The organism is Ruegeria sp. CF2 (assembly GCF_056537385.1).
This window is the reverse complement of the sequence record NZ_JBQFRL010000004.1, coordinates 151,192-169,694: the sequence shown is the minus strand read 5'-3', so window position 1 is coordinate 169,694 and position 18,503 is coordinate 151,192. Positions and strand designations below refer to the sequence as shown.

The 18,503-nt window shown below is 60.2% G+C and carries 13 protein-coding genes; 8 read left to right on the top strand and 5 right to left on the bottom strand.

The window, feature by feature from the left end; genetic code table 11:
* Positions 1–41: 41 nt before the first annotated feature.
* Both ACR0IR_RS16390 and ACR0IR_RS16385 read right to left on the bottom strand, forming a co-directional pair.
* On the bottom strand, positions 42–866 hold the full coding sequence (locus tag ACR0IR_RS16390; RefSeq protein WP_170365903.1) for a SapC family protein: 825 nt from the start codon (positions 864–866) through the stop codon (positions 42–44).
* A gap of 64 nt (positions 867–930) precedes the next feature.
* Positions 931–4,755, bottom strand: coding sequence for an Ig-like domain-containing protein (locus ACR0IR_RS16385; protein WP_170365901.1), 3,825 nt, complete (start codon positions 4,753–4,755; stop codon positions 931–933).
* Positions 4,756–4,984: 229 nt separating this feature from the next.
* On the opposite strand from ACR0IR_RS16385, the gene ACR0IR_RS16380 reads away from it, so the two are divergent.
* On the top strand, positions 4,985–7,024 hold the full coding sequence (locus ACR0IR_RS16380; RefSeq protein WP_480779143.1) for a dockerin type I domain-containing protein: 2,040 nt from the start codon (positions 4,985–4,987) through the stop codon (positions 7,022–7,024).
* A gap of 181 nt (positions 7,025–7,205) precedes the next feature.
* Here the strand turns inward: ACR0IR_RS16380 and ACR0IR_RS16375 are convergent, their stop codons facing one another.
* The gene (locus ACR0IR_RS16375) at positions 7,206–8,081 is read right to left on the bottom strand and encodes a MurR/RpiR family transcriptional regulator (RefSeq protein ID WP_170365898.1); all 876 of its coding nucleotides are present in this window, start codon (positions 8,079–8,081) and stop codon (positions 7,206–7,208) included.
* A gap of 95 nt (positions 8,082–8,176) precedes the next feature.
* On the opposite strand from ACR0IR_RS16375, the gene ACR0IR_RS16370 reads away from it, so the two are divergent.
* From ACR0IR_RS16370 to ACR0IR_RS16340, 7 genes are all read left to right on the top strand, one after another.
* Entirely contained in the window at positions 8,177–8,971 is a 795-nt protein-coding gene (locus ACR0IR_RS16370; RefSeq protein ID WP_367647705.1) for an N-formylglutamate amidohydrolase, read from the top strand.
* Positions 8,972–8,987: 16 nt separating this feature from the next.
* Entirely contained in the window at positions 8,988–9,506 is a 519-nt protein-coding gene (locus ACR0IR_RS16365; RefSeq protein ID WP_170365895.1) for a TRAP transporter small permease subunit, read from the top strand.
* On the top strand, positions 9,506–10,831 hold the full coding sequence (locus ACR0IR_RS16360; protein ID WP_170448192.1) for a TRAP transporter large permease: 1,326 nt from the start codon (positions 9,506–9,508) through the stop codon (positions 10,829–10,831). Before ACR0IR_RS16365 ends, ACR0IR_RS16360 begins: the two co-directional genes overlap by 1 nt.
* 70 nt (positions 10,832–10,901) lie before the next feature.
* Positions 10,902–11,933, top strand: a complete 1,032-nt coding sequence (locus tag ACR0IR_RS16355) for a TRAP transporter substrate-binding protein (RefSeq protein ID WP_093963096.1) — start codon at positions 10,902–10,904, stop codon at positions 11,931–11,933.
* A gap of 86 nt (positions 11,934–12,019) precedes the next feature.
* Entirely contained in the window at positions 12,020–13,372 is a 1,353-nt protein-coding gene (locus tag ACR0IR_RS16350) for a glutamine synthetase family protein (RefSeq protein WP_170341392.1), read from the top strand.
* A gap of 94 nt (positions 13,373–13,466) precedes the next feature.
* Entirely contained in the window at positions 13,467–14,849 is a 1,383-nt protein-coding gene (locus ACR0IR_RS16345; protein WP_170365892.1) for an aldehyde dehydrogenase family protein, read from the top strand.
* Positions 14,850–14,915: 66 nt separating this feature from the next.
* On the top strand, positions 14,916–16,061 hold the full coding sequence (locus ACR0IR_RS16340; RefSeq protein ID WP_170365890.1) for an iron-containing alcohol dehydrogenase: 1,146 nt from the start codon (positions 14,916–14,918) through the stop codon (positions 16,059–16,061).
* 43 nt (positions 16,062–16,104) lie between these two features.
* Here the strand turns inward: ACR0IR_RS16340 and ACR0IR_RS16335 are convergent, their stop codons facing one another.
* Together ACR0IR_RS16335 and ACR0IR_RS16330 are read right to left on the bottom strand one after the other, a co-directional pair.
* Positions 16,105–18,072 (bottom strand): RiPP maturation radical SAM C-methyltransferase, encoded by a 1,968-nt coding sequence (locus ACR0IR_RS16335; RefSeq protein ID WP_170365888.1) that lies wholly within the window; start codon positions 18,070–18,072, stop codon positions 16,105–16,107.
* A 6-nt stretch (positions 18,073–18,078) separates the two neighbouring features.
* Positions 18,079–18,360 carry an Os1348 family NHLP clan protein gene (locus ACR0IR_RS16330; RefSeq protein WP_170341400.1) on the bottom strand — a complete coding sequence of 94 codons (282 nt, stop codon included), beginning with the start codon at positions 18,358–18,360 and terminating at the stop codon, positions 18,079–18,081.
* Positions 18,361–18,503 lie beyond the last annotated feature (143 nt).

Here is an 18,503-nt window from a genome sequence, read left to right as displayed (position 1 = left end):
GCACGGCCACCAAACCGATCAGCAGAGGCAAGATGAGTCGATCAGATGTAGGCAAATTTGGCCTCCGCATCCGACAAGTCTCGTTCCCAGGCAATGGCATCCAAGAACCCCACAAGGTCGGAGTCCCTGCCGTTTGCAGGAGTGCTGATCACCTTGGGAGAATGCGTCTGGCAGTGGTGCATCCACAGAAGATGGTTGAGCGAGACTTGATGAGCGTAAATCAACTGCATCGCTCCGCTAGATTGCAGAACCGCTGTCTGCGCCGGCCCAAGTTGGTTGAAGCGTCGAAAGTCCACGCTCATCCAACCGTCGGGCAACTCCGCATCCTGAAAACGAGTCAATTCGACGAAGAGGCCCAATTCCTTTATCAGCGCGCAGGCACGTCGGGTTGCGTTGCGATCGGCCAGAAAGCTCTTGAAGAAGCCCTTCAGGGTTTCCAGTTCAGAGGAGATCGAGCCGTCCTTTGCGAAGAACGGGCTGCCGGATTGGTCACAGGACACGAGTCCGGTGGTTTCATCTACAACAAGCTTGCCTGAGTTGGTGCGCGATCCAGCTTTGCCACCGGCCATTTCGATTGAGAACGGATGGCATCTCAGCAAGGAAGGAACATAGGTGGCCCGCCAGCGTCCTTGGTCCGAAACAAATGGTGTTTCCGGAGAAGCTGCGGTCGCCAGAATAGCATGCGGCGATACCCCGCCCCCCGAGGATCGAAACGCAATTGGAAAAGCGGCGGCGGCTTCTGAGACTTCCGCAGTTACGATCTCGCACTCCAATCTGCAGCGCGCGAAATCGTAGGATGTAAATCTGTGCCACGAGCGATCGGAATGCGTGTCGAAAGTGACGGGTACTGGGCCGTTCTGTGCCATTGATGTCTCCGCTGGTCCGTTAAGAAAGGGCCGGGGCGGCCCCACCTTTTCATGCTTGTCAGGATCAACTTGACGCGCCGGTCGGATCGGTATGCAGAATGTTGTCGCTGCTCAGACCGCTCAGATCACCCAGGCCGTCAAACTGCGCGACCGTGCTGACCGTGGCAGAGGTTGGGGCGGAATAGTCCACCTTGACCAGCACACTGTCAGTTCCATCGCTGGCCAGCAGATAGATCTCATCTCCGGCTTGAGCCCCGGTAAGCGTTTCGGCAGCGGTTTCCAGAGTATCGGTTGTCAGATCGTTGAGTGTGGTTGTCAGCCCTACAAAACCTGTGTTGGTCGCGATCATGTCGCCAATCGCCAGTGTTTCGACACCTGTTCCATCACCGCGAAGCGATGAGACATCCAACCCGCTGAACATAATGGCGTCGGCCATGTCGGCTGCAGGCCCCAGGGTGAAACCCGTTACGATGTCGGTGCCGTTCGCCATCGGGTCCGCTTCGAAAACGATAAGATCTCGGCCCACGCCGGACAGATCGATCACATCGTCACCATCCCCACCGCGGATGACATCGTCGATACCCGTGGCCGCCAATGTGTCTGTGCCGTCTGTTCCCAATACCCAATGGGTCGGGCCACCGTCGGGCGTGTTGATCGTCAGCTCGATCGGCTTCGTCGGGTCCAGCACCGTCATCGTGAACGTCACGATAGGCTGGGTCAGGTCGCTGAAGCTTGTCGCAGCTCCGCCAAAACTAATTTCCGCCGCCCCGTTCGGGTTTGCCAGAAACAGATCAAAATCGGTGTTTTCGACCTCGGATCCCGTGTCATAGGTCACGACCGCGGGGTCAAAACCCAAGTTGGCCGTGAAAGCCATCCCGCTGAATATGTCCCGGTCCGCATCGGCATGTATTTCGAAAGCTATCGTCGACCCGCTGCGACCTGCCTCGGAGATGAAATAGGCCGCTGGAACGTGAGCCGTCGCCTGGTCTGTCGCGGGTAGGGGGTTCGGTCCTCCGGTAACCGTCGCTGAAACCGAAAAATCCAAAAGGTCACCCGCCGTTGTACCCGAAAACGCCGTGGCAGGTACGTTCAGGCTCCACGTGCCGTTGGCCGCGACCGTGGCTGTTCCAACAGAGACCGAGTTCAGCATCACCTCAACGGTTTGTCCTGCGCCGAGACCTATGGATGAACCGCTGACCGTCAGGCCGCTGGATTGCGCGTCACTCAGCGAAACCGCGTCGTTGGTTCCGACTTCATTCAAGGTCAGGATGGGTCGGTAGTCGGTGGTCACCGAGGCTGCCGCCTGAGTAGCGGGGTTACCAGCGATGTCCGAAACTGATGCGGTGATAGAATAGGTTGTTCCGTCGGAAAGCGCGTTCAGATCAGCTGTAGTGATGGTGGTCGACCAGACACCACCCGAACCGGTGGCTATATAGGTCTGCCCGTTCAGCCCGACAGTAATGGTTTGCCCATCTTCGGCTGTCGTTGTCCCCGATACTGTCAGGTCGCTGTCCTTCTCGGTGACGTCTAGAACCGATCCAGTTCCCAGGGGGTTCAGTGAGATGGTCGGGGCGCTGAAATCGGTGTTGAACCCAGTCGAAGTCGTCTGTGTATTTCCGGCTGCGTCGCTGACTGACGCGGAAACTGTGTACGATTCGGCATCTTGAAGGCCGCTCAGGTCGAGGGGTGAAGCGGTGTAGGTCCACGCGCCACTCGTCACTGTGGCGGTGCCCGAGATATCCACAGTCCCGTCCGCTCGTTGAACCTGGATCGAGACGACCGTTCCATCAGGCGCGTCGGAAATGCCAGAGACCGTCATTCCGCCGGATTGCTCTGCCAGGTTCATGGCGCCCCCGGCCGATACCGTCGAGATTGACAGAGTGGGGGCCGTAAAATCCGTGTCGAAGCTGCCAGTGGCCTGTGCGGCCGGGTTCCCAGCAAGGTCCGAAACATCGGCGGTCACGGTGACGGTGGCACCGTCGGAGAGGCCGGCCAGATCGGCTGAGGGAACGCTGACACTCCAGTTTCCACCTGAAACGGTGGCGCTGTAGGTTTGGCCGTTCATTCCGATGGTCACGGTCTGGCCGTCTTCGGCGGTCGTCGTTCCGGATATGCTGAGGTTGGTTCCCTGTTCGACCGCGTTCATGACCCCGCCGTCCGAAAACGTGTCGATGCTGATCGTTGGCGCGGTCGCGTCTTTGGAAACTCCTGCACTCGCCTGCGGGGCCACGAGGCCATCGGCATCCGTCACGTCGGCGGTGATGGTGAAAGTTGCGCCGTCGGTCAGGGCAATCAATTCCGCGCTCGGCACGGTCACGCTCCACGTCCCTCCGGACACAGGGCCCGTGTAGGTCTGCCCGTCCAAAGTTACGGTGACTGTCTGGCCATCGGTGACATTTCCGGTCGTGCCGCTGATCGTCAGATCCGCCCCGACTTCGGCTGCGTTCAACACCGCACCGACGGATAGAGGCGAAATCGAGATGGACGGTCCGCTCAGGTCCACGGGCACCGAAACCGCAGCAGGCGTGGCCGGGTTTCCGGCGGAATCGCTGATTGCGGCACTGATGCTGATGGGGCTGCCACTGACCAGAACGCCGAGGTCGGCTGCGGGAACTGTCACACTCCAAACACCGCCTGAGGCGATGCCGCTGTAAGTCTGGCCATTGAAGGTCAGCACAACCGGTTGGCCATCTTCGCCGGTCGTCGTGCCGGTAATCGTCAGGTCTGATCCGACGTCTACAAGGTCGATCTGGCCGCCTGCGACAGCGTCTATTGTTATGGCTGGGGCGGAAAAGTCAGTATCAAAGCTGTTGGTGGCTTGACCCGCCGGATTGCCTGCCCGATCCACCACATCAGCGGTCACAGTGACGGTCGCGCCATCGGGCAGAGACGCCAGATCGGCGGCAGGAACCGTGACGCTCCAAGTGCCGCCGGACACGGTTGCGGTATAGATCTGACCGTTCAACCCCACAGTCACCATCTGACCGTTTTCCGCATCGGTCGTACCACTGATTTCCAGATCTGACGCGCTCTCGGCCGCATTCATGACCGCCCCGTGGGAAAATCCTGTTACCGCGATGGCCGGAGCGATGGTGTCGATGTTGTACGTGGCTGTTTCGACAGCGATCTCACCTCCGGCTCCATCCAGGTGTCGGATCGTCACGGATGTGAATCCCTGAGGCAACCCTGCCGCCTCGATTTGGCTAAGCGAAACGCTCCAACTGCCGTCCGGCCCCGCTGAAACGGTCTTGGTGACCGACCCGATGGTTACCTCGACCGAAACGGTGCCATCAGGTGCTGTCGAGTTGGCGGTGGTGCTGTTGAGCGAATTTCCCTGCAATTGTGACAGGTTCAGACTGGGCGGGCGTGACGATTCCGCGGGCGTTGCGGCATCTTCGCCGCCACCGCCGCCAGCGGCGGCCGCACCGGCCAGACCCAAACCACCCAGCACCGCGCCTGCGGCTCCCATGCCGCCACCACCAGCTGCCGCTGCCCCGGCGGCTTCAGCGGCCACTGCAAGCTGCGCGACTTCAACGGCCACGTCTTCGGCAATCATGATCGAACCGTTGTCCAGAACGTGCACGTTTTCCGCGGAAACCAGGACTGTGCGACCGTCCAAGAGCTTCAGTTGGACGTCGCCGTTTGGCAGCAGTTTGACCGACTGGACACCGGGCAGGACATCGGCAAACTGAAATGTGCTCAACTCCTCCTCAGTGGCTTGGGCCAGCGCCGGCAAGGCCAGAAGGGCAGAGGCCAAACCACCGCCGACGCCCGATCCGGCCCATCGGCGCAGACGCGCTTTGACCCATTTGCGGACATGCTTCTCATGCCCTGCATCTGATGAGTCCTTCTGGATGGAGACTTCGTGCGAAACAGGTTTCATCGTCATCATGCCCTCACAATTGGTGGCCGCGGATACCCGCGCGGCAAGACCGAAGAAGCCAAGTTCTGTTCTTCTTTCCTGCTGCCGAGTTATTCATGCGGTCGGACCTTGAAAAATTGAGTTAATCTGGAGCCGAATTCCTCGTTTTCACCACAATTTCGTTCTCGTCTTTGCCTTGGCACCGCGTCACCCTTGAAAGGACTGCCAGCGATGGCACTGGGGGTGATCTGAGTTGATGCTTCAGTTCGAAAGAGTGGTTGCAACGGGGAGTCCGGCGCTCGATTCAGGTATCGGCGATACGGCTTTAAAAACGTTTAACGGTGTTACGTATCTGTACAGCACGACCCGGGCAGGCGGCGGCATCGTCGTCTGGCAGCTTGTGGACGGTGGCGCTCCGCAATTCCACGACGATCAGTATTTCAGCGGCACCATATCGTTGCAGGTTGGCAGCCTTGGTGCTCTGGTCGCATTGGGCGCAAGCGATCTGTTGGCGCTGGACGTCGATACCGCCACAGGCCTTGTCGGGTACGCGTTGAATACGGATGGCACGATCGGGGCGCTGCAGGAAACGGCGGCGATTTCCGGAGGCGGTGATGTCACCGCATTGGTCCAGTACTCGGTGGGGGCGGTCGACTACCTGACGGTGGCCCATCAGGACAGTGGGCTCATCGGCACCTACGTGGTGAACTCGAATGGTTCACTCAGTCATGTGGGCTCGGTCGCGGGTAATGCTGGGGCGATGCAGACCGCGGCGGTGGGAAGCAACCAGTATGTCGTCACCGCCAATGCCGCCGACAATGCGATCCGTGTGTTCAGCGCCGATCAGGGAAGCGGGACGCTGATCGAAGTGGACAACACGACAACCCAAACGCTTGGGATCAGTTCTCCGACAGCGCTGGAGACGGTTGATGCGTATGGACACACCTGGGTTCTGGTGGCCGGGTCCAGCAGCAACTCCATCAGTGTGATGGAGCTGCGCGCAGACGGAACACTGATTCCAAAGGATCATGCGTTGGATACGTTGGGTACCCGTTTTGGCGCAGTTCAGGACATGAAGGTCGTCGAGGTCGATGGACGTGTCTTTGTCGTTGCCGGTGGCGGAGATGACGGGGTGACCCTGCTGACGATGACCCCTGATGGCAAGCTGATCTACCTGGACAGCTTTGCGGATACGCTGGATAGCGGTCTTCAGAATGTTGAGACTATCGAGGTGGCCGATGTTGGCGGCGACCTTCAAATCTTTGTGGCATCGCAGCAGGATGCAGGGCTAACCCAGCTGACAGTGTCTTTGGACTCCTTGGGCAATGTCATCGAGGGGAATGGAATCGTAACTGGAACCGCTCAGGACGACATGCTGAGCGCTGGCGTCTTAGACACTGATTTGCAGGGCGGTGGCGGTGACGACATTCTGATTGCTGGTCGCAGTGAAACCACCATGCAGGGCGGTTCCGGCGCGGACATCTTCGTTATGCGGTTCGGCAGTGGATTGACGACGATCACGGATTTCGAGGCCGGAACCGATCGGTTGGATCTGTTCGACTTCCCGATGTTGCGCAACCCCGGGCAGCTGAGCGTGACGTCAACGGCACAAGGGGCTCGGATTGAGTTCATGGATGAAACCGTCGAGTTATTTTCGGCCGACGGTGGCACACTCACCAGCGCCGAAATCTTCGGGGCCGGTTTTGAGGGGCCGGATCATATCCCCGTTGACTTTGGCGTGCTCACGGGGCCGGAGGCCTCGGCCGGCGTGACGGGTCCAATCACGGTAGAGTCTTCCGGTTCAAACCCTGCGCTGAGCGATGCTGAGATCGTGTTCTCGCCAGTTGGAAACAGCCCGATATCGGTAGAGGCCGACGATCAGGGCCAATTCGATCTTGATTTGCCATCAGGTTCGTTGCCGGGTCATGTGGACATCATCAAATCGTATTCCCATGACAGCGGAGAGATCACGGCCCTCGATGCGCTGCAGGTTTTGCGGATAGCGGTCGGTTTGGGACCGACCTGGGGACCCGCAGCCCCCGAAAACCTGATTGCGGCCGACATCACCCGGGATGGCACCGTCAATGCACTGGATGCCCTGGCGATCCTGCAGGTTGCCGTTGGGTTGCCCACCGCACACGAGCCGGAATGGGTCTACCTGGACCAGAACGCCGATCTTTCCTCAATCACGCCCACGAATGTCGACTATCAAACTGGCGCTGCGGTTACCGTATCAGATGGGGTGTTCAGTGTGGACATGACTTCGATCCTGCTTGGAAACCTCGAAGCGGTGTGAGCTGGCTATTCGCGGAACACAAAACGTGAGTCAAAATGTGCCGTGCCCCTGCGCAGTCGTAGGCAAATCTTAGCATTGCAGCCTGACCCTCTTTCAGTGATTTTCCTATGACGTCCGCAATGGCGACCAAGCCGATGCGGCATTTCTAGCCAAGTTCCGGACTAAGGTGGTGGTTTATTCGTCACGCCTCGTGGCTGCGGAAAATCCGTGTTGTCGAGAAATAGCGCTCCAACTCCTCTATACGCTCTTTGCTTTCTTCCCAGCGCGCTTCCTGAACCTCGGCGATCAGGGTTTCCGAAATGAGTTGAAGGGCGATCGTTGAATCCCAGCTTGATGGAGCTTCGACCAGAGCGTGAAAGGTATAGTTGGCCGATTTGCCGATGGGCGACCCCCATTGGTCGGTGAACAGCACGACAGTCACCCCGCGATCGGACGCAACTTGCGCCAGCTTCTCCAGATGCGCTTCGTATCGGCGGATGTCGAAGATGACCAGAACCGAGCTTTCGTCCATGTCCAGCAGGTATTGCGGCCATACGTTGGCCGAGTTGCCCAGCATCGTCACGTTGGGCCGGATGATCTGCATGTGGTTGAACAGATAGTCGGCGTTCGAGCGGGTGATGCGGCCGCCCACGACATAGAGATGGCGCTCGGTATCGGCCAGCAACTGGGCTACTGAGTCGAACATCGACTTGTCCAACCGCTCCAGCGTGTGGCGCATGTTGGTCCAGACGGCCTGGGCAAAACGCGTGATCGGATGCTCGGTTTCATCATCCACGATCCAGGCGTCGCGTTTCGAGATCGGCTTTTGGATCTGTGCCGCGACTTCTTCGCGCAGCGCCTCCTGCAACGCCGGAAACCCATCGAAACCCAGTTTTCGCGCCATGCGAATGACCGTCGGGGTGGACACTTGTGCCGCCGCTGCCAGCTTGGTGATCGATTGTAGCCCACCCATCGGATAATCCTGCAACAGGACCGATCCCAGCTGCCGTTCCGAGCGGGTCAGGCCTTCAAGTTCGTCCTGAATGCGTTGTTTGACCGTTTTGGCGACAGAGGCCATCGGTGCCCTCATATTATTCAATTTGCTACAGGATATGAGCGATTGTAATTTTGTCTACAGAAATTTTCTTGACAGGCTCAAGGCCGCTGTAACAAATGCTACGCATGCAGTCCAAGACCGAGTCATCTCTGTTGTCCCCGCTGGAAGCGCCCGCCGCACGTGTGTTGAACGCGCGTGGCGTGGCGCGCGCGGTTCTGGTGTGCGAACACGCAAGCCGGTTCATTCCTGCGGCTTTGGATGGGCTGGGGTTGGACGACGTGGCGGCCCGTTCACACGCGGCCTGGGATATCGGGGCACTGGAGGTTGCAGTTGAACTGGCCGGCGCCCTGGATGCGCCTCTCGTACACTCGCGGGTCAGTCGGCTGGTCTATGACTGCAATCGTCCGCCCGAACGGGAAGACTCGATGCCGCCGCGCAGCGAGGTGTTCGCGGTGCCAGGCAATCATGGTCTGACCGCGGAACAGCGCGCCCAGCGAGTTCGCGACATTTATAAACCGTTCCGGGGTCTCTTGTCGCAAACGCTGGACCGCCGCCCAGAACCGCCTGTTCTGATTACGATCCACAGTTTTACACCAATCTACAACGGCAAGACCCGGGCGGTCGAACTGGGGATTTTGCATGACTCTGATGACCGTGCGGCTCAGGTCATGCTGAACCATGCAGCGCATTGCGGGCTGAGAGTGGCGTTGAACGAACCCTATTCGCCAGAGGATGGTGTCACGCACACCCTGCGCGAGCACGGTATCGTGCGGGGCTTGCCCAACGTGATGATCGAGATCCGCAATGATCTGATCGACACGCCGACCGGGGTCAATCGGATCGTGGGGCTATTGACGCCAATACTGGCCGCCACGGTCGAAACCTTTTCCGACGCAGGGCAGAACACATGAGGACAGGGGTGCAGGTATGAGCTTCATGCGGGGATATATTGCGGTCATTGACCGCATGAACCGCTGGATCGGGCGGGTCGTCATGTACGGCATCTTCGTGATGATGGGCATCCTGCTGTGGTCGTCGATCTCGAAGACCTTTTTCCTTCCGTCGCTCTGGACGCTCGAAGTCGCGCAGTTTGCGATGGTCGCCTATTACATCCTGGGTGGGCCGTATTCGATCCAGATGGGTTCGAACGTGCGGATGGACCTGCTGTACAGCGAATGGTCGCACCGGCGGCGGGCCTGGACCGATGCGATCACCGTTCTGTTTCTGATCTTCTACCTCGGCGTGATGATCTATGGCGGCTTCGACTCGCTCAGCTATTCCCTGCAATATGGCGAGCGCAGCCCGACCGCGTGGCGCCCCTATCTGTGGCCGATCAAGGTGATCATGGTCGTGGGGCTGATCCTGATGCTGCTGCAGGCCATTTCCGAACTGTTCAAAGATATTCTGCGCCTCAAGGGCGATGACATCCCGCGCGAGGTGATCTGATGTCGTATGAGTTGATCGCCATCCTGATGTTCTCGACCATGATGCTGATGCTGCTGACCGGTCAGCGCGTGTTCGGTGCCATCGGTTTCGTGGCCGTGGTGGCGGCGCTGCTGCTATGGGGCGACCGCGGCGGCTATGACATCGGGTTTTCGGCCGCGATGAAGCTGATGAAATGGTACCCGCTGCTGACGCTGCCGATGTTCATCTTCATGGGATATGTTCTGGCCGAGTCCAAAATCGCTGACGACCTGTACAAGATGTTTCATGTCTGGATGGGTGGACTGAATGGCGGGCTGGCCATCGGCACGATCGGCTTGATGGTGCTGATTTCGGCGATGAATGGCCTGAGCGTGGCAGGCATGGCGATCGGCGCCACGATTGCGCTGCCCGAACTGCTCAAGCGCGGCTATGACAAGAAAATGGTAACCGGGGTGATCCAGGCCGGGTCATCGCTGGGCATTCTCGTGCCGCCGTCCGTGGTGCTGGTTCTCTATGCGATGATCGCGCGTCAGCCGGTGGGGCAGCTGTGGCTGGCGGGCATCCTGCCGGGTTTGATGATGGCTGGGATGTTCATCCTGTACATCGTGATCCGGTGCCGGATAAACCCGGAACTCGGCCCGGCACTGTCGAAGGAAGAGCGCGACGTGCCGATGGCGGAAAAACTGCGGCTGCTGCGCGCGGGACTGCTGCCGCTGGCGATTTTCGCGGCGATGATGGTGCCCTTCGTCAATGGCTGGACCTCGCTGGTCGAAAGCTCGGCCATCGGTGCGCTGACGGCTTTTGCCGCCGCCGTGCTGAAAGGGCGGATGACGCGCAAGGTGTTCGAGGTCTCGGTGCGCTCGACCCTGGGCATCACCTGCATGTTCATGTGGATCATCCTGGCCGCGCTGGCCTTTGGTGCGGTATTCGACGGGCTGGGCGCCGTGCGCGCGATCGAGACGCTGTTCACCGAGCGGCTGGGCCTGAACCCCTGGGTGATCCTGATCCTGATGCAGCTGAGTTTCATCGTCATGGGAACCTTCCTGGACGACACCGCGATGCTGGTGATCGTGGCGCCGCTGTACGTGCCGTTGGTGGGGGAACTGGGCTTTGACCTGATCTGGTACGGTGTGCTGTACACGATCACCACGCAGATCGCGTACATGACGCCGCCCTTCGGCTATAACCTGTTCCTGATGCGGGCCATGGCCCCGCCCGAGATTTCGCTGCGCGACATCTACGGCTCGATCCTGCCCTTCGTGATGGTGATGACGCTGGCGCTGGCCATCATCATGACCTTCCCGCAGATCGCGCTGTGGCTGCCCGACTACATCTACAACAAATGACCCCGGACATACCGGGGCACATGCGAGAGGTTGGTCTCTCGCCCATCGAAACCGACAACGGAGAGAGAAGATGACGAACAGACGCACATTCCTGAAAGGGGCCGCCGCGGCCCCGGCAGCCGCGCTGGCCACCCCGGCGCTGGCGCAATCCACGATCCGCTGGCGCATGCAGACCTATGCCGGCCCGGCATTGGCTGAGCATGTGATCGACCCGGCCATCAAGATGTTCAACCAGATCGCCGGCGACCGGATGCAGATCGAGCTGTTCTATGCCGACCAGCTGGTGCCCACGGGCGAGCTGTTCCGCGCCATGCAGCGCGGCACGATCGACGCGGTGCAGTCGGATGACGACTCGATGGCCTCGCCCACCGAGGTGACCGTGTTCGGCGGCTATTTCCCGTTTGCGTCGCGCTATTCGCTGGATGTTCCCGTCCTGTTCAACCAGTACGGCCTGAACGAGATCTGGGACGAGGAATATTCCAAGGTGGGCGTCAAGCACATCTCGGCCGGTGCGTGGGACCCGTGCCATTTCGCCACCAAAGACCCGATCAATAGCTTGGCGGACCTTCAGGGCAAGCGGGTCTTCACCTTCCCGACGGCGGGCCGGTTCCTGTCGCAGTTCGGCGTGGTCCCGGTGACCTTGCCGTGGGAGGACATCGAGGTCGCCGTGCAGACCGGCGAGCTGGACGGCATCGCGTGGTCGGGCATCACCGAGGACTACACCGTCGGCTGGGCGGATGTGACCAACTACTTCCTGACCAACAACATTTCGGGCGCCTGGGCCGGGTCGTTCTTTGCCAACATGGACCGCTGGAACGAACTGCCCGAAGATCTGCAGACCCTGTTCCGCGTCTGCACCGACCAGTCGCATTACTACCGCCAGTGGTGGTATTGGGGCGGCGAGGCATCGCTGCGTGTCAATGGCGACAAGATGAAGCTGACCTCCATCCCCGATGAAGAATGGGCGCAGGTCGAAGCCGCCGCAGTGGCCTTCTGGGATGAGATTGCAGCCGAGTCCGAGACCAAGGCCAAGGTTGTAGAGATCATCAAGAAGTACAATGCCGACATGCAAAAGGCTGGCCGTCCCTACCGGTACGGCTAAGGTGAAACCGGCCTGCCCTCATACCGGGGGCAGGCCGTCGAAAACGTCAGTCCGGCAGGTGGCGCCGGCGCAGAAATAGGTGGCTCATGCTCAACTTCGACACGCTCAAGACCCAGGTTGCCGAAGGCTCGGTCGATACGGTTCTGGTCTGCATGGTGGACATGCAGGGCCGCTTGATGGGCAAACGATTCCACGCCGGTCATTTCGTGGCAGGGGCCTGGGAAGAAACCCATTGCTGCAACTACCTGCTGGCCACCGATCTCGAGATGGCGACGCCGGACGGCTATGCCTCGACCAGCTGGGAGCGCGGCTATGGCGACTATGTCATGAAGCCCGACCTCAGCACTCTGCGCCCGGTGCCGTGGCTGGAGGGCACGGTGATGGTGATGTGCGACGTGCTGGATCACCACACGCATGAGGAGGTCCCGCATTCTCCGCGCGCCATTCTGAAGAAGCAGGTCAATCGCCTGAAGGCCATGGGCTATGAGGCGATGTGCGCGACCGAGCTGGAGTTTTTCCTGTTCGAGAAGAGCTTTGATCAGATCCGCAAGGAGGGTTTCCGCGATCTGGAACCGATCTCGGGCTACAACGAGGATTACCACATCCTGCAGACCACCAAAGAAGAGCATGTGATGCGGCCGATCCGCAATCACCTGTGGGATGCGGGCATTCCGGTCGAAAATTCCAAGGGCGAGGCCGAGGCCGGACAGGAAGAACTGAACATCAAATACGCCCCGGCCATGCAGACCGCCGAGTATCACTCGATCGCCAAGAACGCGGTCAAGGAGATCGCGTGGCAGCACGGCCATGCTGCGACCTTCCTGCCGAAATGGCATCATGACCGGGTCGGGAGTTCGTCGCATGTGCATCAGTCGCTGTGGACGGACGGGCAACCGGCGTTTTTTGACAAGGCCGATCCGCTGGGCATGTCGGACCTGATGAAAAACTACATGGCGGGCCTGCTGAAATACGCGCCCGACTATACCTGTTTCATGGCACCCTACATCAACAGCTACAAGCGGTTCATGAAGGGCACATTCGCGCCGACGCGCATCATCTGGTCGGTGGACAACCGCACCGCGGGGTTCCGGCTGTGTGGCGATGGCACCAAGGCGGTGCGGGTGGAATGCCGGATTCCGGGTTCGGACATGAACCCCTATCTGGCCATCGCGGGCATGCTGGCCGCAGGGATTGCGGGCATCGAGGAGGGGCTGGAGCTGCAGCCGCCGACCAAGGGCGATGTCTATCAGGGGGATACGGGCATGATTCCGGGCAACCTGCGCGCGGCGCGGAATGCATTGCATGGCTCGACCATGCTGCGGGCGGCCATGGGCGATGACGTGGTGGATCACTATGTACGTGCCGCCGAGGTCGAGATCGAGGAATTCGAGCGCGTGGTGACCGATTGGGAGATTGCCCGCGGGTTCGAGCGGGCGTAGAGGGTGGATGTGAGGGGCCAGCCCCTCACGCTCCCCGGGATATTTTTGGCCAGATGAAGCAGCGGGCCTGCTTTTCTTGAGGATGGAGTGACCAATGGGTCAGGTGTTGAAATGTATCTCGCCGATCGACGGATCGGTGTTTGCCGAGCGGGACACCCTGGATCGTGACGCGGCATTCGCCGCTGCGGGTCGGGCGCGGGCGGCGCAGGCGGATTGGGCGGCGCGGCCCCTGCAAGAGCGGATCGATATGGTGATGGCCGGCGTCGCGGCCGTGGGTGCGATGAATGACGAGATCGTGCCGGAACTGGCCCATATGATGGGCCGGCCGGTGCGCTACGGCGGCGAGTTCGGCGGTTTCAACGAACGCGCGACCTATATGGCGGGCATCGCGCGCGATGCGTTGGCCGATATTGCCGTGGGCGAGGACGAGACGTTCAAGCGCTACATCAAGCGCGTGCCGCATGGTGTGGTGTTCGTCGTGGCGCCCTGGAATTATCCGTACATGACGGCGATCAACACAGTGGCGCCGGCCTTGATCGCGGGTAATACGATTGTGTTGAAACATGCCACGCAGACCTTGTTGGTGGGCGAGCGGATGGCGCGTGCCTTCCACTCGGCCGGCGTGCCCGAGGACGTGTTCCAGAACCTGTTCTTGAGCCACGACGTGACCAACGATCTGATTGCCGGCAAGGCGTTCGATTTCGTGAATTTCACCGGCTCGGTCGCTGGAGGGCAGGCGATGGAGCGGGCGGCGGCCGGTACCTTTACCCCCGTCAGCACCGAGTTGGGGGGCAAGGACCCGGGCTATGTCATGGAGGACGCCGATCTGGACGCGGCGGTCGACACGCTGATCGACGGGGCCATGTTCAACTCGGGCCAGTGCTGCTGCGGGATCGAGCGGATCTATGTGCATGAAAGCCTGTATGACGATTTCGTCGCCAAGGCGGTCGAGATCGTCAGGGGCTACAAGCTGGGCAACCCGCTGGATCCGGAGACGACGCTGGGGCCGATGGCCAACGTGCGTTTTGCCGACGAGGTGCGCGCCCAGATCGCCGAGGCCGTGGCCGCCGGTGCAGTGGCGCATATCGAGACCTTTGCCGGAGATGACGGCGGCGCCTATCTGACGCCGCAGATCCTGACCAACGTCACGCACGACATGCGCGTGATGCGCGACGAAAGCTTTGGCCCGGTCGTGGGGATCATGAAGGTGTCCTCGGATGACGAGGCCATCGCCCTGATGAATGACAGCGAGTTCGGCCTGACCGCCTCGCTGTGGACACGCGACGTGGCGCGGGCCGAACGCATCGGCGACCGGATCGAGACCGGAACCGTGTTCATGAACCGTGCCGACTATCTGGACCCGGGTCTGTGCTGGACCGGGTGCAAGAATACCGGCCGCGGCGGCGGCCTTTCGATCATCGGATATCACAACCTGACACGTCCCAAATCCTACCACCTGAAGAAGGTGACGGGCTGAGGACGATTTGCCTGCCCCGGACCGACCCCCTCGCCGGGGCAGGCCTTAGACACAAGGAAAACTGACATGAGTCTTGTTGGAAACTGGTCCTATCCGACCACGATCAAATTCGGCGCGGGCCGCATCAAGGAACTGCCCGCGGCCTGCGCGGCGGCTGGGATCAAACGCCCGCTGCTGGTGACCGACCGCGGCCTGGCCGATCTTCCGATCACCGCTGCGACGCTGGACATTCTTGAGGCCGTAGGGCTTGGCCGGGGCCTGTTCAGCGAGGTCGATCCCAACCCGAACGAAAAGAACCTGGAGGCCGGTGTGGCCGCCTACAAGGCGGGGGAACATGACGGTGTGATCGCGTTTGGCGGTGGTTCGGGGCTGGATTTGGGCAAGATGGTCGCTTTCATGGCCGGTCAGACGCGGCCGGTCTGGGATTTCGAGGACATTGGCGATTGGTGGACCCGCGCGGATGCCGACGCGATCGCACCGATCATCGCGGTGCCGACGACGGCCGGCACCGGCTCGGAAGTCGGCCGCGCCAGCGTCATCACCAATTCGGAAACCCATGCCAAGAAGATCATCTTCCACCCCAAGGTGCTGCCGACCGTGGTGATCTGCGACCCTGAACTGACCGTGGGCATGCCGAAATTCATCACCGCCGGGACCGGGCTGGATGCCTTTGCGCATTGCGTTGAGGCCTATTCCAGCCCCCATTACCACCCGATGAGCCAGGGCATCGCGCTGGAGGGGATGCGGCTGGTCAAGGAGTACCTGCCTCGCGCCTATGCCGATGGTACCGACATCGAGGCCCGCGCCCAGATGATGAGCGCGGCCGCCATGGGTGCAACGGCTTTCCAGAAGGGGCTAGGCGCGATCCACGCCATGAGCCACCCGATCGGCGCGGTGTTCAACACCCATCACGGCACCACCAACGCGGTCTGCATGCCTGCGGTACTGGAGTTCAACGCGCCTGTGATCGCCGACCGGTTCGAAGCAGCCTCAGCCTATCTGGGCATTTCGGGCGGGTTCGACGGGTTCCGGGCCTTCGTGCAGGAGTTCAACGACTCGCTGGGTATCCCGCGCAAGCTGTCTGATCTGGGCGTGACCGAAGATGCAATCCCGGAGCTGGTCAAGGGTGCGATCATCGACCCCTCGTGCGGTGGCAACCCAATCGAGTTGACCGAGGAAAACCTGACCGGATTGTTCAGGGTCGCTCTTTAAGTATTGGTAGGATCCGGGGAATTCATAGCCTCCGGGTCCGATCTCATTCCGCGGGTTGTGGTCCCGCTACCTGTGCACTTGTGAATGTTGCTGGAAATTGAGCGGCGAAAGCACGTTCTGGCTCATTGCGGATCTCGGACCAGGTCGGCGCCCGCTGGAAGCCTGGCGATCTGAGGGCCAGGGACAGCACGGATTTGTCCTCGACATAAATCAGCCCAAGCTTCTCAAGGCGGTCCATCGCGGCTTCAAAAGCGTCCACCCCGCATAAGTCGGATATCTGATCACCAAGAAGCGCCCTGCCGATGATCACGGGGCTCAGGTCAAGGATGGCCCGAGCCGCCTCGTCCAATTGGTGAACAACGCGTTGTCCTGACGCTCGCCGGTCGATCACCGCGTCGCCCTCGACGTAGAGGGCTGACGTACCGGCCTCGCTTTGCCATGCGGAAAGAGCATCCAACGTCGACGCCGCGCGCTGCGCTGGCGGGCTTGGACCGTTGTCGACGATGTCGAAATGGTAGGCGAAATTCCAGACTTCTTCGGGCGGCAGGTCGAATATGAATGAATACGGCTTCGCTGGTTCGACTTCGACCCCAAATGCTTCGGGGTGTTCAAAATACGGGCTGAACCGGTCCGCTCGCACGGGCCCAATCGAGCCGGGTGGTTGCAGGTGATGCAGCAGCGGAATGAGTTTTGCCATCCGTTCGAAGGCCTCGGGGCTTTCTCCGGGAAACCCGTAGAGGAAACACCACTCGACAAAAACTCCGGCCTCGGCACACAGCTTCAGCGTCTGGATGTTCTGAATTCCGCTGACCCCTTTCCTCATATGCGCAAGGGTCGGAGTATCGAAGGTCTCGATCCCCGGTTGGATCTTTCTAACGCCTGCGTCGGCCAGACGGGCGATCACGGTCGGCGAGAGGTTCGATTTGACCTCGTAATGCATCAGGAATGGTCTGGTGTCCTGTGCAAGCTTTGGGATCAGGGTCTTGAGGTAGCGGTGATCCAGAATGTTGTCGACCACGACAAGATCTGGGCCATAGAGATCGGCAAGCGTACAGAATTCGGCATAAGCCCGCTCGGCTGACTTGCTCCGATAGGTCATCGATTGGCCGTTCAGCCCGCAGAAAGTGCAATGGTGTTTCGCTCCCCACCAGCAGCCACGCGATGTTTCGATCGTAGCAGATGGCACAAGGCGCTCTGATAGTCCCGCAGTGTTTTGAAATTGATCAAAGAAGGCGTTGAAGTCCGGGATGGGCAGCGTGTCCAGATCCGTGGTCAGGCGCGGTCGAGAATCCTCCAGCGGGTTGTCCAATTGGCTTCGGTTCAGAAACCCCTCGACCACAGGCAAGGGTCTGCTGGGCTTCAGAGCTTTCAGAAACTCGGGAAAGGCATGGTCGCCTTCGCCAATGCAGACCGCGTCCAATTCAGGATGCGCCTTCAAAAGCGCGCGCCCGAGCGGCCCCTCGCAGTTGGCGCCGCCCATGACGATGATCACGTCGGCTGACCGTTTCCGCACGGCCCGGGCCAGTGCGATCGAGGCCATGACCTGTTGGAACGAAGACGTAATCCCGATCACGGTCGGGTTCTGTTCCATCACCGCATCGGCGCAACGTTCGACAAACGCTCCGGCTTGCTTTCGGGCTGCGATGGCGTTTTGCATGAACGCCAGCCACTCGACTCCGGAAACATAGTCACCAAGCACCGTGGTCAGGTAGTCCATCGCGTCCAGATCGCTGCGCGGATAGATCAGATCGCTGAATATCCATTCACCCAGCAGCGCCTGATAGCAGCGGCCATCAGACAGCATGAAATACTCATCGAGGCCGATCGCCTCGGCATAGTCGAAGCTGAAGTACTTCTCGGTCGTCGCAAAGCCGTTGTCCCGCGCCAGCTGCGCGAGAAGAGATATCCCAAGCCCGGGATGTTGCAGAGAAGAAAACGGCATGGACACCAGACACAGCTGATGCAGGGCTGCGCCTTGGTCGTGACTGTAGACGGCCGCGCTTTCGCTCATGCGAAGTTACGCGCAGCGGGGCCGGATCACACCGTCGGACGTATCTTCGTAGGCATTCTTGATGTCTTGCATCGCCGACTTCAGGTCGGATTCACCGGAAAAGACGTTCCCAATCGCGGCCAACAGCTTGCGCGCCTCGCCATCCTGATCGAGCGAAATTCCCAAGCGGTTTACTACGCCTTCGGGGTTGTCGATGAATTCTTTTCGAAAGGCCTCGTCAAGGATGCCGCGGCCAATGATCTGCTGAACATCTTCCAGGGTCAAACCCCGAGTATGGTGGTCACTCATAATTGTTCCTTTCGCAATACAAGGCCAATTGTTAATAGTTTTTTTACTCAATATCAATGCCGTGGATGGTCCGCGCCACCCTTGTGTGGTGTCTGGAAAAAGGCCTTGATCAGCGACATACTGAACTCGGGCAGTCGGGGGGC

Coding starts and splice junctions, on each gene's coding strand:
- ACR0IR_RS16390 (WP_170365903.1), bottom strand. CDS start 866: ATGGCACAGAACGGCCCAGTACCCGTCACTTTCGACACGCATTCCGAT.
- ACR0IR_RS16385 (WP_170365901.1), bottom strand. CDS start 4,755: ATGACGATGAAACCTGTTTCGCACGAAGTCTCCATCCAGAAGGACTCA.
- ACR0IR_RS16380 (WP_480779143.1), top strand. CDS start 4,985: ATGCTTCAGTTCGAAAGAGTGGTTGCAACGGGGAGTCCGGCGCTCGAT.
- ACR0IR_RS16375 (WP_170365898.1), bottom strand. CDS start 8,081: ATGGCCTCTGTCGCCAAAACGGTCAAACAACGCATTCAGGACGAACTT.
- ACR0IR_RS16370 (WP_367647705.1), top strand. CDS start 8,177: ATGCTACGCATGCAGTCCAAGACCGAGTCATCTCTGTTGTCCCCGCTG.
- ACR0IR_RS16365 (WP_170365895.1), top strand. CDS start 8,988: ATGAGCTTCATGCGGGGATATATTGCGGTCATTGACCGCATGAACCGC.
- ACR0IR_RS16360 (WP_170448192.1), top strand. CDS start 9,506: ATGTCGTATGAGTTGATCGCCATCCTGATGTTCTCGACCATGATGCTG.
- ACR0IR_RS16355 (WP_093963096.1), top strand. CDS start 10,902: ATGACGAACAGACGCACATTCCTGAAAGGGGCCGCCGCGGCCCCGGCA.
- ACR0IR_RS16350 (WP_170341392.1), top strand. CDS start 12,020: ATGCTCAACTTCGACACGCTCAAGACCCAGGTTGCCGAAGGCTCGGTC.
- ACR0IR_RS16345 (WP_170365892.1), top strand. CDS start 13,467: ATGGGTCAGGTGTTGAAATGTATCTCGCCGATCGACGGATCGGTGTTT.
- ACR0IR_RS16340 (WP_170365890.1), top strand. CDS start 14,916: ATGAGTCTTGTTGGAAACTGGTCCTATCCGACCACGATCAAATTCGGC.
- ACR0IR_RS16335 (WP_170365888.1), bottom strand. CDS start 18,072: ATGAGCGAAAGCGCGGCCGTCTACAGTCACGACCAAGGCGCAGCCCTG.
- ACR0IR_RS16330 (WP_170341400.1), bottom strand. CDS start 18,360: ATGAGTGACCACCATACTCGGGGTTTGACCCTGGAAGATGTTCAGCAG.